The organism is Lactobacillus sp. 3B(2020) (genome assembly GCF_013487845.1).
Classification (GTDB): Bacteria; Bacillota; Bacilli; order Lactobacillales; family Lactobacillaceae; genus Limosilactobacillus; species Limosilactobacillus alvi.
Genome location: NZ_CP047410.1, coordinates 1,193,759 through 1,208,365, shown reverse-complemented (window position 1 = coordinate 1,208,365; position 14,607 = coordinate 1,193,759). Strand labels below are relative to the sequence as shown.

Annotated in this window: 13 protein-coding genes; 10 read left to right on the top strand and 3 right to left on the bottom strand. The window is 45.6% G+C overall.

The window, feature by feature from the left end; genetic code table 11:
- The first annotated feature begins 125 nt into the window (after positions 1–125).
- The 5 genes from GTO83_RS05950 to yjeM (GTO83_RS05930) all read left to right on the top strand — a co-directional run bounded on the left by GTO83_RS05950 (position 126) and on the right by yjeM (GTO83_RS05930) (position 5,883).
- Complete coding sequence (locus GTO83_RS05950) at positions 126–401, top strand: HU family DNA-binding protein (RefSeq protein WP_180869662.1); 276 nt, start codon at positions 126–128, stop codon at positions 399–401.
- 240 nt (positions 402–641) lie between these two features.
- On the top strand, positions 642–2,327 hold the full coding sequence (locus GTO83_RS05945; protein WP_180869660.1) for a phosphoenolpyruvate carboxykinase: 1,686 nt from the start codon (positions 642–644) through the stop codon (positions 2,325–2,327).
- Positions 2,328–2,512: 185 nt separating this feature from the next.
- Positions 2,513–3,754 carry a tetratricopeptide repeat protein gene (locus tag GTO83_RS05940; protein ID WP_180872144.1) on the top strand — a complete coding sequence of 414 codons (1,242 nt, stop codon included), beginning with the start codon at positions 2,513–2,515 and terminating at the stop codon, positions 3,752–3,754.
- A gap of 124 nt (positions 3,755–3,878) precedes the next feature.
- A complete protein-coding gene (locus GTO83_RS05935) occupies positions 3,879–4,235 on the top strand; it encodes an arsenate reductase family protein (protein ID WP_180869658.1) in 357 nt (118 codons plus the stop codon).
- A gap of 145 nt (positions 4,236–4,380) precedes the next feature.
- Positions 4,381–5,883: a glutamate/gamma-aminobutyrate family transporter YjeM gene (yjeM, locus tag GTO83_RS05930; RefSeq protein ID WP_180869656.1), complete on the top strand. Its 1,503-nt coding sequence runs from the start codon at positions 4,381–4,383 to the stop codon at positions 5,881–5,883.
- Positions 5,884–5,982: 99 nt separating this feature from the next.
- On the opposite strand, the gene GTO83_RS05925 is transcribed toward yjeM (GTO83_RS05930), so the two are convergent.
- The gene (locus GTO83_RS05925; protein WP_180869655.1) at positions 5,983–7,305 is read right to left on the bottom strand and encodes an MATE family efflux transporter; all 1,323 of its coding nucleotides are present in this window, start codon (positions 7,303–7,305) and stop codon (positions 5,983–5,985) included.
- Between the two features lie 225 nt (positions 7,306–7,530).
- Here GTO83_RS05925 and GTO83_RS05920 point away from each other — a divergent pair, with 225 nt between their 5' ends.
- Both GTO83_RS05920 and GTO83_RS05915 read left to right on the top strand, forming a co-directional pair.
- Positions 7,531–8,724, top strand: coding sequence for an ammonium transporter (locus tag GTO83_RS05920; RefSeq protein WP_180869653.1), 1,194 nt, complete (start codon positions 7,531–7,533; stop codon positions 8,722–8,724).
- Positions 8,725–8,776: 52 nt separating this feature from the next.
- The gene (locus GTO83_RS05915; protein WP_370524227.1) at positions 8,777–9,208 is read left to right on the top strand and encodes a CopY/TcrY family copper transport repressor; all 432 of its coding nucleotides are present in this window, start codon (positions 8,777–8,779) and stop codon (positions 9,206–9,208) included.
- Positions 9,209–9,400: 192 nt separating this feature from the next.
- Here the strand turns inward: GTO83_RS05915 and GTO83_RS05910 are convergent, their stop codons facing one another.
- Both GTO83_RS05910 and GTO83_RS05905 read right to left on the bottom strand, forming a co-directional pair.
- The gene (locus GTO83_RS05910; RefSeq protein WP_180869651.1) at positions 9,401–9,982 is read right to left on the bottom strand and encodes a GNAT family N-acetyltransferase; all 582 of its coding nucleotides are present in this window, start codon (positions 9,980–9,982) and stop codon (positions 9,401–9,403) included.
- 21 nt (positions 9,983–10,003) lie between these two features.
- Complete coding sequence (locus tag GTO83_RS05905; RefSeq protein WP_180869649.1) at positions 10,004–10,393, bottom strand: VOC family protein; 390 nt, start codon at positions 10,391–10,393, stop codon at positions 10,004–10,006.
- Positions 10,394–10,707: 314 nt separating this feature from the next.
- On the opposite strand from GTO83_RS05905, the gene yjeM (GTO83_RS05900) reads away from it, so the two are divergent.
- The 3 genes from yjeM (GTO83_RS05900) (at position 10,708) to GTO83_RS05890 (ending at position 14,603) form a co-directional block, all read left to right on the top strand.
- Entirely contained in the window at positions 10,708–12,204 is a 1,497-nt protein-coding gene (gene yjeM, locus GTO83_RS05900) for a glutamate/gamma-aminobutyrate family transporter YjeM (protein ID WP_180869647.1), read from the top strand.
- A 558-nt stretch (positions 12,205–12,762) separates the two neighbouring features.
- On the top strand, positions 12,763–13,755 hold the full coding sequence (locus GTO83_RS05895) for an LCP family protein (RefSeq protein ID WP_180869645.1): 993 nt from the start codon (positions 12,763–12,765) through the stop codon (positions 13,753–13,755).
- Positions 13,755–14,603, top strand: coding sequence for a YveK family protein (locus GTO83_RS05890; protein ID WP_180869643.1), 849 nt, complete (start codon positions 13,755–13,757; stop codon positions 14,601–14,603). Before GTO83_RS05895 ends, GTO83_RS05890 begins: the two co-directional genes overlap by 1 nt.
- Positions 14,604–14,607 lie beyond the last annotated feature (4 nt).

Below are 14,607 nucleotides of genomic sequence, written 5' to 3'. Positions count from 1 at the left end.
AATACAGTGTTTTACTATGATAATCTTAATCATGAATCAAGTGAACGAACCTTGGTTTACGATACCTATTTGAGGTAACACATTCGGGTGTCAGGTATTCTGACATTAAACGGGGGTAAAATATTATGGCAAACAAAGCAGAATTAGTTAGCGATGTTGCTAGTGCAACTGGTTTAACCAAGAAAGATGCAACGACGGCAGTTGACGCGGTTTTCAGTGCAATCCAAGCTTCCTTGGCAAAGGGTGAAAAGGTTCAATTAATCGGCTTTGGTAACTTTGAAGTCCGTCAACGGGCTGCCCGGAAGGGACGGAACCCACAAACGGGGGCCGAAATTCAAATTCCGGCTAGCAAGATACCAGCTTTCAAGCCAGGTAAGGCTTTGAAGGATGCCGTTAAATAATTAACATTCAATGTTAATATGATTCCTCGTTCATACGTGAGCGGGGATTTTTTTTATTTTAAATTAAAAAAATTCTAATTGAATTCGTTTACAACCAAAATAAAAAGGGTTATTTTTATCAAAATCTAATCTTTTGTTAATAAAAGTGGGCGAGACAAATTGGAAAGTGCTCAATTATTGTTCACATTTTCTGAAATTCTGGTATTCTATTAGTAACAAACGAAAGGAATGTGATCATTAATGTCGAACACTTTAGTTACAAACTCATTATATGTTAACGCGGAACGAAAGGTAGCTCGATTAGATTTTAATCAGGACTACCCAACGAGTGTTGTTGCGTTTTTTAATTCACCAGATGTGCAAGAACTGGTGGCACTGTTCCTCAAAAATGAAGGGACGCCGGTGCCAAATAGTTTTGAATCTCTTTCAGCGAAGGAATATCTGGCGGCCTTTGCCAAGGTCATGATTGATGATGCAACGATTTATGATCAATTTAGTAAAGAAGAAATTCTGGCTAGTTTGGAACGCTTTTACTCTTTTTATCGCTCCTTACTGCGGGTTTCCGTAATTAAAGCTGATAGTAATCACATTCTGGGACAAGAATTTAAACAGATCGACCGGCGCTTTAATGAATTAGTCCTGCGGAGTTACCGGATGCTCGAAGAAAAACTGCAAGGTTTTGCAAACCGGACTTTCCGGCAAGTTAGTGCGGGGACGGATGCGTCCTTGCTCGTCCGGCATCATGTGTGGGCAGCCCCCGAAAAGTATGCAGCGTTAAACCAATTTGACTTTATTGATAAGGTTATGTTGCGGCCACCATTGTTGATGCACACCATCTCTAACAAGCGGAAGGGGCTGTTCACGGCGGTTGATTACAACCCCATTGATCACTTTAATGGTAGGCCAGGCGAATGGTATTGCTACCCAGCTAAGATTGGGGAAACCTTAGCCTTTATCTACTTCCAACTGGATTACCTGGTTAATGGCCTCGCTCTGGCTAACTTGTTTGAATTAGCACCGAAGGAAGATGTGATCGGCCATAAGCCGGATGTGATCTTGCTCTTTGGTGTGCCAGAAACCGAAGGCATGGTAAGTCACTACTACCATGATGATCAAAACGGAATTTGGGTCGGCGAAGTGCCATACACGGATGACACGACCTACTTTGGTTACATGAAGAAGATGTGCTTAACCTTGCACAACTTGCACCAAATCAACCATGGGCTCTTACCAATTCACGGGTCAATGGTTCGGATCCGTTTCAAGAGCGGCCAGCAAAAGACGGTGGTCTTCTTTGGGGACTCCGGCGCCGGGAAGTCAGAATCCATTGAAGCCCTCCAAGAAGTTGCTGATGACCAAATTATTGCGGTTGACACGATCTTTGATGATATGGGTTCGTTCCGGGTTCGTTCTGATGGGCAAGTGGTAGCCCAAGGGACGGAAACGGGGGCCTTCGTCCGGTTGGATGACCTTTCCAGTTCCGTAGCTTTCAATAACATGGACCGTGGGGTCTTCTTGAACCCAGAACGTAAGAACGCCCGGGTAATTATTCCCGCCGCATCATACGCTGAAGTGGTCGCCGAACACGAAATTGATATGTGGCTCTATGCTAATAACTACGATGATGGCGTGGGGGTCCACTTCTTTGATGACGAAGCTTCAGCCAAGAAGGTCTTTATTGCTGGTAAGCGGAAGGCTCTCGGGACAACTGATGAAGTAGGGATGACGACGACCTTCTTTGCTAACCCATTCGGGCCCGTTCAAGAAGAAGCCTTGACCCGGCCAGTTATTGATAAGGTCTTTGCAGCCCTCTTCCAGCAAGGGGTTCCGGTTGGTGAAATCTACACCCACTTGGGTAACGACAAGTCACCTAAGGCGCTCCATGATTCAGCCCGGGCCTTATTGAAGGATTTGATGGAAAAGTAAACCAGATTGGGCCAATGGTCTGGTCACAAGCTTGCTGAATAATATTTAAAAATCAAATACCGGCTAGGGAGAAATTTAAGGCTCCCTAGCCTTTTTAGTAGCACAAAAGGTCCAAACCGCGTAAAATAGTATGATAGTGATTTTTGCGAGGAGGAAAAATTGTGGCGGAATCATATGCGGAAAAAATGTTAAATGCCATTGAAATGGGGCAATTGGACGAAGCTAAAAAGGACTTTGCGTGGGCTTTGCGCCAAGATGATGACGAAGTGCTCTTTAGCTTGGCGGAGCAATTGTATGCCTTAGGTTTTTTACAACAAGCTCAACGGACCTACTTAAAACTCTTAGACCGGTATCCCGATGAGGATGAGTTACGGACGGCCTTGGCGGAAATTGCGATTGATAACGGGAATAATGATGAAGCTTTGGCCTACTTAGCGCAAATTAAGCCTGACTCCGATGCGTATCTCCAATCCTTGTTAGTTGCGGCGGACCTTTATCAAACGGAAGAGCAGTTTGAAGTCACGGAAGAAAAACTGCAGACTGCTTACCAAATTGCGCCAGAAGAACCCGCCGTTTTATTTGCTTTAGGGGAATATTACTACGCGACTGGGCGATTTGGATTGGCGATCCGCTACTACTTTGCCTTGATTCAAGCAGGGGTGGCGGAATTTGCCCGGGTCGACATTGCTGGGCGCTTAGGCATGGCCTATGCGCAAAGCGGCAAGTTTGATCAAGCCCTTGGCTATTTGAAGCAAGTGGCCCCCGGTTTTATGACGGCCGATATTCGTTTCCAAACCGGGTTAACCCAGTTAAACTTAGGCCAACTCAAGGAAGCAATCATTACCTTAAAGGAATTAATTGATGAAGATAACCAATATGCTTCGGCCTATCCTGCCTTAGCCCAAGCTTATTTACAGGAAAACCATCTTAGTCAAGCGCTCAAGACAGCGCAAGAAGGTTTAGGGGTAGATGAATATAACGAAAACCTCTTTACTTTAGCAGCCGACATTGCGGGTCGGTTAGGGGAATTTGACCTGGTTAAAAAGTACCTGCAAAGCGCCCATGCCTTAGCTCCAGAAAACTTGGCAATTAGTCTTAAGCTCAGTAATTATTACCTTAGTCAAGGCGATCATGACGCCAACATTGACTTACTGCAAGGGATTGAAAAAGATTCAGTTGACCCGCAAGTCGAATGGAACCTTGCTCAATCCTACCAAGCAAAAGAAGACTTTGAGCGGGCAAGCCAAGCCTTCGAAACTGCCCGCCCAACATACTGGGATAATCCAACTTTCTTGAAACAATTAATTTACTTCTACCAAGAAAGTGGCGAACGCGACCTTTTACTGGATACGCTCGATCACGCTTTAACGGTGACGCCGGATGATCCGGAATTAAATGAGCTTGATGGACAATTACGGGATTTTTAACTTTATTTAGTTGACAAAGGTGCCATACCGGGCCTTTGTCTTTTTTTATTTCTTAACCTAGGCGTTTTTAATATAATTTTCGCGGTATAATTAAACATAATATTACTTGAAGGAAGGGATTTAAATGCCAACATTCTATTGTTATTCGCGGTGTTCCACTTGTAAAAAGGCGGAGCAGTGGTTAAACGCGCACCAAGTTGCTTTTAATAAGATTGATTTGGTTGCGACCCCACCAGCAGCGAGTGATCTTAAACGCTGGCTCACTGCTAATCAAGCTAAGGGCTTGCGCTATTTCTTTAACACCAGTGGTCAACACTACCGCCAACAGGGGCTTAAAGATAAGCTAGCGGAGATGACGATTGACCAGGCAGCCGAACTACTCGCCAGTGATGGCAAACTAATTAAGCGCCCCTTAATGGTGGAGGGCAACCATGTGACGGCCGGTTTTAAAGAAGCAGTTTACGAGCAAGAATGGTTATAAGGTTTTTATGCATTGATGAAGAGGATGGGAAAAAGCTCCTAATTACTGGTGAGATTTTACCTTGCTAAAATCAAAGCGGACGCCTATAATTATTAACGTTGAATTTTTTAATAATTTTTATTCATTTATGGAGGATGATTCTGAAATGGACGATAGCAATAGTAAGGTCAAAAAGATTACGACCTTCGGCTTGGTGACAATGATCATTTCCACGATTTTCGGGTTCGGGAATGTTTCAAATGCATACTTGCAAATGGGTTACGGGAGTATCTTTTGGTACGCCCTAGCCGGGATTTGTTTCTTCTTCCCATGTGGTCTGATGATGGCCGAATATGGGTCCGCCTTTAAGGATGCTCAAGGGGGGATTTATTCCTGGTTAGCTGGTTCAATTGGAGAACGGATGGCCTTTATTGGGACGTTCGTTTGGCTCGCCTCTTGGATTGTCTGGATGGTTTCGACCGCTTCGCGGGTTTGGATCACTTTCTCAGCCCTGTTATTCGGTAAGGATACGACTGGTTCTTGGTCGATCTTGGGACTTTCTTCGACCCAAACCATTGGGATCTTGGGTATCTTGATGATTCTGGCGATCACGTTCTTTAGTTCCAAGGGGATGAATGCGATTGCCAAGATTGGTTCTTTAGGGGGAATTTTTACCATCGTGGTTAATGTGATCTTCGTGGTAGTTTCCTTAATTGTTTTATTTGCTAATCACTTTAAGTTAGCTCAACCAATTGATGGTCCTAGTGCCTTTATTACTTCGCCAAATCCGGCTTTCCAAACGCCAATTGCTTTGATTTCCTTCGTGGTTTATGCTGTCTTTGCCTACGGGGGGATGGAATCCTTAGGTTCTGTTACGGATGACATGGATAATCCGGAAAAGACTTTCCCCCGGGGCTTGATTATTGCCTCGATCTTTACGATTGGAACTTACGTCTTAATGATCTTCATGCTTGGTTGGTCAATTAACTATCAATCACAAATGACGAAGTCCAGTGTTAACTTGGGGAACGTTACTTACGTGGTCTTCAACTACTTAGGGGTGGCCATGGGGAACGCCTTAGGTTGGTCCCATGCGGCAGCCGTTACCTTTGGGGTTGCAATGACGCGGATCGTTGCTTTAGCGCAAGCCATCGGTTTCTTAGGGGCCCTCTTTATTTTGATGTATTCACCAATTAAGGCCTTCATTCTTGGTTCTGACCGGCGCTTGTGGCTAGCCAAGTTAACGAAGCTAAATAAGGCGGATATGCCAGCCAATGCAATGTGGGTCCAAGCGATCGTCGTTTGTGTGATTGTCTTCTTAGTTTCTTTCGGGGGTTCAGCGGCTCAACGGTTTTACACGATCTTAACGGATATGGCAAATGTTTCTTCCACGGCGCCTTACATGTTCTTAGTGGGGGCCTTCCCATTCTTCAAGAAGAAGCACTATGACCAAAGCTTTGTCGCCTTTAAGAATCCAACTTGGACGAATGCATTAGTTTGTTTCGTGGAATTAATTTTGATTGTCGGGACGCTCTTTACCTTCATCCAACCAATCCTTGATCACGATTTTGAAACGGCCTTCTGGACGATTGCGGGTCCATTCTTCTTTGCCTTAATTGCTTATCTTTTCTACGAGATTGCGGGTAAGAAGCACGGCGTTCAAAAATAATCGTGGACGGTAGCGGTGTTAAATAACATGTGAAAACAAAAGCCCAGGAAGAGACATTTCTCCCTGGGCTTTTTGGTGTAGTGAGATAACGTTTGATTATTACCTAGTTTTGGGCCGATAAAAATTAAAGAGGATGACGGCAATGATGGCGGTAACCAAATCCGCTCCTGCTTGACTGGCAATGATCCCTTGGTAGCCAAAAAGATGGGCAAAGAGGGTTAGCACTAGGTAAAAGATAACTCCTTGGCGAAAGAAGGAGAGCATAAAGGCGGGGAAAGCTTTCCCCATGGCTTGAAACATCGTCGTGAAAACCAAGATTAAACCGGCTAAGGTTGCCGAAGAAATTAACCAACGAATCATCATCGTTCCGTGGGCGATGACGGCCGGATCCTTCATAAACCATTTAATCATTGTTGGCGCCAAAAACCACATTAGGCAAGTCATGATCAGTGAAAAACCACAAACCACGCTTAAATCAAGGCGGATCGTAGCGTTAAATCGTTGCGTATCCTTAGCTCCGTAGGTATAGCCAATCAGCGGTTGGGCACCAAAGGCAAAGCCAACGAAAATCATGGTGGTGATCATGCTGATTTTTAAGGCAATGCCCATCGCGGCCACTGAAGTTGCCCCGTAATGAATCAAATAGCGGTTGGTCATGGCCATCGCAAAGGTTGACATTAGATTGGTAACGGAGGCGGGGATCCCAATCATTAGGATCTCGCGCTGGAGTGGACCAGCTAACTTGGTGTGGTGGATTGATGTGGTTAAACGCTTGCTGGCAGACCGGAGATAGTAAACCATCAAAATATCAGCCAAAACGTTACCAATGACGGTCGCTAAAGCCGAACCAGCGGCGCCCAATCCACAAGGAAAGATCAAGATGGGGTTTAAGATAATGTTGATCACCGTTCCGACAACGCTCGCTTTCATCGACTGCACGGCGAGCCCCTCCGTGCGGAGGATATTAACCGGGGAGTAAAAGAAAATAATAAAAGGGGCCCCGGCAGCAATCACGAGGTAGTATTGCCGCGCATATTCCCAGGTTGCGTCCGTGGCTCCGAGGAGCTTTAAAAAGGGCGTTTGTCCCAACATGAGGATGAGCATGACTCCGATCCCGAGCAAAAAGCTGCCATAAAAACAAAAACCACTCGCATTTTTGGCTTCAGCGTAGCGATGTTCGCCAAAGAGCCGGGAAATTAACGATGAGCCACCAAGGCCGAGCATATCGCCAAGGGCAATCATTAAGGTAAAAAGTGGGGCCCCGAGGGAAACCCCCGCGATCAGATCGGGGTTTTGGGTTTGCGCCACAAAGAAGGTATCAACCATGTTATAGATTAAAGAAACAACCATGTTTAAAACTACCGGGAGCGCTAGAGTAAAATAAGCCCGCCGAATGGAAGTGTGTTCGAATAATTCCTCCACAATCAAATTCCTCTCCAAATTAAGTCTTTAAGCTTTAGGATAACACATGGTGTCAATGCCCAATTGGTCTAGCTTTCTTTGATAAAATCGTAATCGGTTTCAAATTAATAAAAGTTGCAATGATAAGGCTAAAAGCTATTTATTAACGGGATTAATGGTCAGCGGTTGGCAGTTAGCTAAAATTGGTCTATAGTTACCAGTATTATTTGAGGGAAGGATGATTCGATGAGCCTCGTTAATGTCTTGTTTATTATGGTAGCTTCAATTTTAGTTTTCTTTATGACGCCAGGACTGGCCCTCTTTTACGGGGGCTTGGTGCCGAAAAAGAATATGGTCAATACGTTTATTGGGGTCTTTTTCATTTGTGGTTTAGCTAGCCTGCTCTGGGTTGTCATCGGCTATTCGCTCTCTTTTAGTGGCCAAGGGCCGGTGGTGGGCAACTTAAAGGCCTTGATGATGTACCACTTGAATTTAGCAAGTGTCCTGCCAGATAGCCGGATTCCGCTGGGCTTATATGCTTTATACCAGATGATGTTTGCAATTATTACACCAGCGCTTTTTATCGGGGCCATCGTTGGGCGAGTCCGGTTGCCATTCTTAGCGGCCTTTATTATTGGTTGGTCAGTTTTGATTTATTATCCACTCGTGCATATGGTTTGGGGTGGCGGCTTCTTGCAACACTTGGGGACCTTAGACTTTGCGGGGGGAACGGTGGTACACATCAATGCCGGAGTCACGGCCTTTACCCTTTCGCTGTTGGTAGGACCCCGGCTTGACCGGACCTTGCGCCATGACAATCAAGCGCTCGTTTTAATCGGCACGTCAATGTTATGGTTAGGATGGTATGGTTTTAACGCTGGTTCCGCCTTAGCGATTAACGAGATTGCCGTCCAAGCGATGTTAACGACAACCGTGGCGACGGCTGGGGCGATGGTTGCTTGGCAAGGATTAGAATTAATTTTCCAACCGCACGTTACCCTGGTGGGAACTTGTACTGGGGCTTTATGTGGCCTGGTCGCAATTACCCCAGCCACGGGTTATGTCACCATTACGGGAGCCACGTTGATTGGTATCGGTGGAGCAATTATTAGTTATCTCTTTGTGCGCTTTATCAAGCCGCTGTTGAAGGTTGATGATACCTTAGATGCCTTTGGCTGTCACGGGATTAGTGGGATCTGGGGGAGCATCGCCACCGGGCTTTTTGCTACCCATGCGGTTAACCCCGCGGTAGTGCACAATGGTCTCTTTTACGGGGGCGGCTGGCAACAATTCTTAGTTCAGATTGGAGCAACCGCAATTACCATGGTTTACACCTTTGTGATGGTTTGGATCTTGTATCGGATCTTAAGTCGCTTGCTGCCGGTCCGGATGTCAGCCCGTGATGAAGTACGAGGTTGGCGGAGTGAGGTTGCCGAATAATCTGGTTTGACACCTTTGGTTGACGAATGTAAACTAAGGGCGAGGTGAGATTATGGACGAACTAGCGATTACCCCAGCAGAATGGCGCGTAATGCGGATTGCCTGGTCGAAAAAAGCGGTCACGAGCACGGAGGTAATTCAAATTTTGACGCCTATGATGGGGTGGAAGGATGCAACGGTGAAGACTTTGCTACGGCGGTTAGTAAAAAAAGGGGCCTTAACCGCTACCAAGCATAGGCGCGCCTTTGTTTACCGGCCCGCCGTTGAAGAACAAGCAACAATTGACCAAGCCGTTGACGATCTCTTTTCCGGAATTTGCCAGATGCGAGCGGGTGAAGCTTTGATTCACGCGGTGCAGCAGGTTCCGTTGACCAAAGCAGACATCCAAACCTTGCAGACCCTGTTGGCAAAAAAAGCCAAGTCGGCACCGGATCAAGTGCCCTGCAACTGCCTGCCAGATAATGAAGGGTGCAATTGTGATTAACCGTAAGCTAAGAGAATTAGAACATAAAAGAGGGGCTGGGAAGAAACGCACGTTTCTTCCCAGCCCCTCTTTCATCTCCGAATGTTACTCAGTAACTAAGGTCAAAAAGCACGGCCTTAGCGGATAAGTGCGAACGAAAGGTCGATTCTAATGAATCAACCTTCGTCCTTCTTATCCCAACCTCTTTCCTAACTAATCCTCGTGATTATCGTTATCATCACGCGCATCAACAGTATCAAGGTTTAATTCATAAGCATTTCGCAAGTCATCATCCGTGGGACCCGTATAAACTTTCCCGCGTTGGACAAAGCCAAACTTTTGAACCAGTTGGTGGACCCGGATATTCTTTTCATGGGTGGAGATCCGGAGATCCCGAACGCCCTTGGCATAGGCAATGCTAATTAAGGTTGAAAGAATGTAGTTGGCAAAACGCTTTCCCCGGTACTTACTGGAAATCGCAATCCGGTTAATAGTCCCGAAGGGGTGCCCAGCATGGTTCCACTTGCCATCGACGATGTAGGCGTAGTGGGTATCCCCAAACGGCATGAGCGTACCGGTACCCACGATTTCGTCACCGTAAATTAGGACATAGCAGTTTTCACTTTCAATATCTTGTTGCATACTCAGCTTGGAAGGGTAGCCCTGTTGCCATTGACTGGAGCCATCGGCCTTTAAAAGTTGCTTGGCGTCTTCAATGACGGCGTAAACTTCATCCAAATCAGCTAGGGTAGCCCGCCGCATAAAAATTGGGGCGGTTGTTTCATCATTTGCCATCGTTAATCCTCCTCGGGGTTGTTATTTATTGTCGTAAAAGGCGAGTTCAATCAGGTTTTCGTCCGGGTCGCGGAGATAGATTGAGGTCAGCTTGCCTTCCGCACCGTGCTTTTCAACTGGTCCGGCAACTACATTGACGTAGTAGCTCTTTAGGTGGTGTAAAACGTCATCGATGGCATCACCAACAACTAAACAAAGATCGGCGGAGCCAATGGTTGGTTGTTTAGCTTGCAAAGCTTCCCGGTCAGTGGTTTGGAGTCGAATCAGTTGGTGGCCGCACCGTAGGGTTAGGCAGTCGGCCGTTGATTGATCGTCTAAGACTGGCATATCAAATACCTCGTAGTAAAATCGTCGCGACCGATCAAGGTCACTGACGGTCAAAACCACGTGGTCAATGCGCCGCATTTTCAAAATTTTTACCCCCATTCAAATTTTATTGCGCTATCCATTATGCGCCTAAAGAACGCTCTTTGACAATCATTAATCGTTCACTTCTGCGATTTTCTGGTATGATCACCGTTACGGGGCCGCCATGGCTGACCTAACCCTAATGGTGGTGCTGGGGTTAAGTGCCGCAGCGGTCGGAATGATCCTGCAGGCCGGCCAATAAGCAATCGATGAGAAAAAACTAACCAAGATTTAATTGCCTCAACCGTTTTCACTCCGTGAGTAAATCGCTATAATAAACTTATCTTTATTGGGATTATTATTGAGGAGTGTGAAAAATGGATAATGATCAATCACCAGCGCGACGAATTGGGCTGGTTAGTTTAATTATGATGATTTTCTCCACTGTCTTTGGCTTTGCCAACTCGACGGTGGCCTTTGCCCAAATGGGTTATGCGGCGATTATTTGGTATATTTTTGCGGCCCTAGGTTTCTTTTTACCGGTGGCATTAATGATTGCTGAATATGGGTCGGCCTTGAGAAGTGCCCAAGGGGGGATCTATTCCTGGCTAGAAGTCGCAATTGGGGAAAAACAAGCCTTTATTGGGACCTTTATCTGGCTGTGTTCGTGGATTATCTGGATGGTTTCGACGGCTTCCAAAATTTGGATTCCGTTTTCAGCGCTGATTTTTGGGGAAGATCAAACCCAAACCTGGGCCATTGGCGGCTTGAGTGCAACGGAAGTTGTGGGATTACTGGGGATTGCCTGGGTAATCTTGGTGACCTGGCTAGCGAGTCGGGGGATTGAAGGGATTGCCAAAGTTGGGACTTTCGGGGGCTTATTAGTTTCTAGCTTAACGGTGATTTTCCTGGTAGTCAGCTTGGTAATCTTGATTGCGAATCATGGTACCTTACAAGAGCCAATTCAGGGCGCAAATACTTGGTTTGTTTCACCTAACGAGCGCTTTCAAAGTCCAATTGCCCTCCTATCCTTTATTGTCTATGCTGTCTTTGCTTATAGTGGTTTAGAAGCCATGGGTGGGGTAATGGACTCCCTGGATAAACCACAAAAGACTTTCCCACGGGGCTTGATTATTGCGATGCTCTTGATCACGGTCCTCTATTCCTTATCAATTTTGATGTGGGGGATTTCAACTAACTGGCACCAGGTTATTAATCATCATTCCGTTAACCTCGGAAATATCACCTATATTATGATGAACAATGCGGGCCTCGTTTTGGGGCAAAGTCTGGGCCTTTCCCACCAGACGAGTCTGATGATCGGTAGCTTCTTGACCCGCTTTGCTGGCTTGGGGATGTTTGCTGCTTATATTGGTTCCTTCTTTATTATGATGTATTCACCGATTAAATCCTTTATCTTAGGGTCTGATCAACGGCTGTGGCCGAAAAAGTTGGTCGCTGTTAATCAGGCGGGGATGCCAGCACGGGCGATGTGGTGGCAGGCAGCCTTTGTTAGCATCCTAATCTTTGCCGTGGCCTTTGGGGGTTCAGCCGCCCAGCAGTTCTACTTGATCTTGACGGATATGTCCAATGTGGCCTCAACCGCCCCTTATCTCTTTATCATCGGGGCGTTTCCGGCCTTTAAACGCCGGTCGGACTTGAAGCGACCGTTTGTCTTCTTTAAAAAACCTTGGCAAACCCAATTGGTTACCTGGTTGGTCCAAGCCGTGGTCGCCTTTGGGATTATCTTTACCTGCTTGCAACCCATCCTCGAGCATGATTACGCCACGGCCTTTTGGACGATTATCGGGCCGATTTTCTTTGGTTTGATTGGTTGGGGCTTGTATGAGCACCAGGTAAAAGGCGAAAAATAAAAAGATCCCGCATAGATCTTCAAGTCTTGAGTAATTGCGCAGATTGCTAGATCTGTCAGGAGTCAGAGTTGGAAATTGCCAGTTTTTGGTTTTAAGCCCCATTTACCAAGAGAAGCCCTTCACATTTTCTTAACAATTTGGTAAATTAGAAAGGATCGTGGTCGTTAGATATCAGTTTTCACGGCGAAATAATTTTTATAATTTTAAAAAAATTTTCAAACTTTTCCAAGCAGACCTTTGAGTCCTTAAGGCGTTGCTAATACCGTTAGGATGATTGAAACCTTGTTAATCAAGAGATAAAACTGACTGACAGTAGCAAAAGCTATTGATAATTAGGTTAATTAATGGTAAATTCTAAATTGTTCTTAAAGAGTTTTGAAGGGAGAGTGTGAGCGATTAAGTTCCTTGATCGTGAAACACTCTTTTTAAATGTTTTGACATGCTTGAAATTTTGGTTTTGTTACTAATAGGATGGGAAAGCCTAAATTCGCGGACTTTAGATTGCGATCAACGATGAGTCTTTCCCACCTTTAAATTAATTCGGGGAGATAAGCAAGAATGGATCCAGAAAAACAATACCCTGAGCACCACCACCACCACCATCATCACCACCATCGGCGGCGGACAATGATGAAGGTAATTTGGTCAGTGATTGGGATTTTAGTGGTCGTGGCCTTGATCTTTGTGGGGATGGCCTGGCGAAATGTCCGGGTAGCCACCAACACGATGTATTCACCAAGTGGGATAAAAACCGACCTTCCAAAGAAGTTAGCGGCCAAGAAGCCGATTAATGTCCTCTTGTTAGGGACGGATACCGGGGCCCTGGGACGGAGCTACAAGGGGCGGACGGATACCATCATGATGATGGTTGTCAACCCCAAGCAAGAAAAGACGACGATCGTTTCCTTACCGCGGGATATGAAGGTTACCTTACCAGGGTATGAGGATGAATCACCAGCTAAAATTAACGCGGCCTATACTTATGGTGGGGTAAAAGAGACCATTAAGACCATCCAAAAGTACTACAAGACGCCAATCGATGGTTACTTGTTAGTTAACATGGGTGGTTTGGAAAAGGCGATTAATCAAGTCGGTGGGGTTACGGTTACGTCACCACTAACCTTTACCTACGGTGGATATAGCTTTACTAAGGGTAAAACCTATCAAATGAACGGTAAAGAAGCCTTAGCTTTTTCCCGGATGCGGCATGAAGATCCGCAAGGGGATTACGGCCGGCAAAATCGGCAACGGCTAGTCATTATGGGACTTTTAAAGAAAACTGCTTCTTACAAGGCAATTTTGAACCAGTCCTTCTTAAATTCGATTGCCAGTGAGTCTCAGACCGACTTTAGCTTAAAGGACATGACGAAGGTTGCGATGAATTATCGCGGCGCCACGAAGACGATTAAGCAAGATCATGCTCAAGGGCAGAGTCAAATGGTTGATGGTCAATCCTTTGAAGTGGTCCCGTCGGATGAGATGCAACGGATTTCGAATGAAATCCGGACAGCCTTGGACTTAAATACGATTAATTTAACGGAGAATAACTAATGGAACAACAAGCAAACACAATTGATTTACGGCGGTTATGGGTGCTTTGCCGCCAACACCTTAAATTTTTTATCTTTTGGACAATCGGGCTAGGAGTAGTAGCGTACTTATTGGCCGCTTTCGTCATTCCGGCTAAGTACACGGCCACAACGCAAATCTTGGTTAATCAAAAAAATAACTCCCAAAACGGGCAGGCCTATGCTAACCAACAAGCGGACGTAAATATGATTAATACTTATAAGGACATTATCACCAACCAGGTGATCTTAAATGCAGCAAGTAAGGAATTATCCAGTCAAACGCGAATTATTACGCCGGCCAAAAAGGCAAAGTACGAGACCTTATCAGATGGGACAAAAAAGTTGGTTCGGCCAGCCCAACCAGCCGTTCGGCGCGCTGGGAAAGCTTATGACTTATCCGCCGCGGACTTAAAGAAGTCGCTTTCCGTTAAAACGCAAACAAATTCCCAAGTCTTTGCCTTAAGTGCAACCGCTAGTGATCCGGTGGAAGCAAAGGATATTGCGAATACCGTTGCTACTGAATTTAAGAGCCGGATTAAGTCCATCATGCAAGTCAACAACGTCACGATTGTTTCCAAGGCGGCGAAGCCAAGTAAACCTTCATTCCCAAATAATAAAAAATTTACGATTTTAGGAGTAGTCTTAGGATTTATTCTTAGTTTTGCTTGGGTCGTAATTCGTGAACTAACGAACACCACGATTCGCGATGATAGTTTCTTAACGGATGAGCTTGGTCTAACCAACCTTGGGCAGATTGGCAGAATTGAAATGGATCAGAACTTTACGTTAAATCACTTTGATACCAACGAAGGCACGCGTCGGGTCTAAGAGG

Excerpts from the sequence above, each read along its gene's own strand:
- GTO83_RS05890 (WP_180869643.1), top strand. The coding sequence starts at position 13,755 with ATGGAACAACAAGCAAACACAATTGATTTACGGCGGTTATGGGTGCTT.
- GTO83_RS05945 (WP_180869660.1), top strand. The coding sequence starts at position 642 with ATGTCGAACACTTTAGTTACAAACTCATTATATGTTAACGCGGAACGA.
- GTO83_RS05915 (WP_370524227.1), top strand. The coding sequence starts at position 8,777 with ATGGACGAACTAGCGATTACCCCAGCAGAATGGCGCGTAATGCGGATT.
- GTO83_RS05950 (WP_180869662.1), top strand. The coding sequence starts at position 126 with ATGGCAAACAAAGCAGAATTAGTTAGCGATGTTGCTAGTGCAACTGGT.
- GTO83_RS05920 (WP_180869653.1), top strand. The coding sequence starts at position 7,531 with ATGAGCCTCGTTAATGTCTTGTTTATTATGGTAGCTTCAATTTTAGTT.
- GTO83_RS05910 (WP_180869651.1), bottom strand. The coding sequence starts at position 9,982 with ATGGCAAATGATGAAACAACCGCCCCAATTTTTATGCGGCGGGCTACC.
- GTO83_RS05940 (WP_180872144.1), top strand. The coding sequence starts at position 2,513 with ATGTTAAATGCCATTGAAATGGGGCAATTGGACGAAGCTAAAAAGGAC.
- GTO83_RS05935 (WP_180869658.1), top strand. The coding sequence starts at position 3,879 with ATGCCAACATTCTATTGTTATTCGCGGTGTTCCACTTGTAAAAAGGCG.
- yjeM (WP_180869647.1), top strand. The coding sequence starts at position 10,708 with ATGGATAATGATCAATCACCAGCGCGACGAATTGGGCTGGTTAGTTTA.
- GTO83_RS05895 (WP_180869645.1), top strand. The coding sequence starts at position 12,763 with ATGGATCCAGAAAAACAATACCCTGAGCACCACCACCACCACCATCAT.
- yjeM (WP_180869656.1), top strand. The coding sequence starts at position 4,381 with ATGGACGATAGCAATAGTAAGGTCAAAAAGATTACGACCTTCGGCTTG.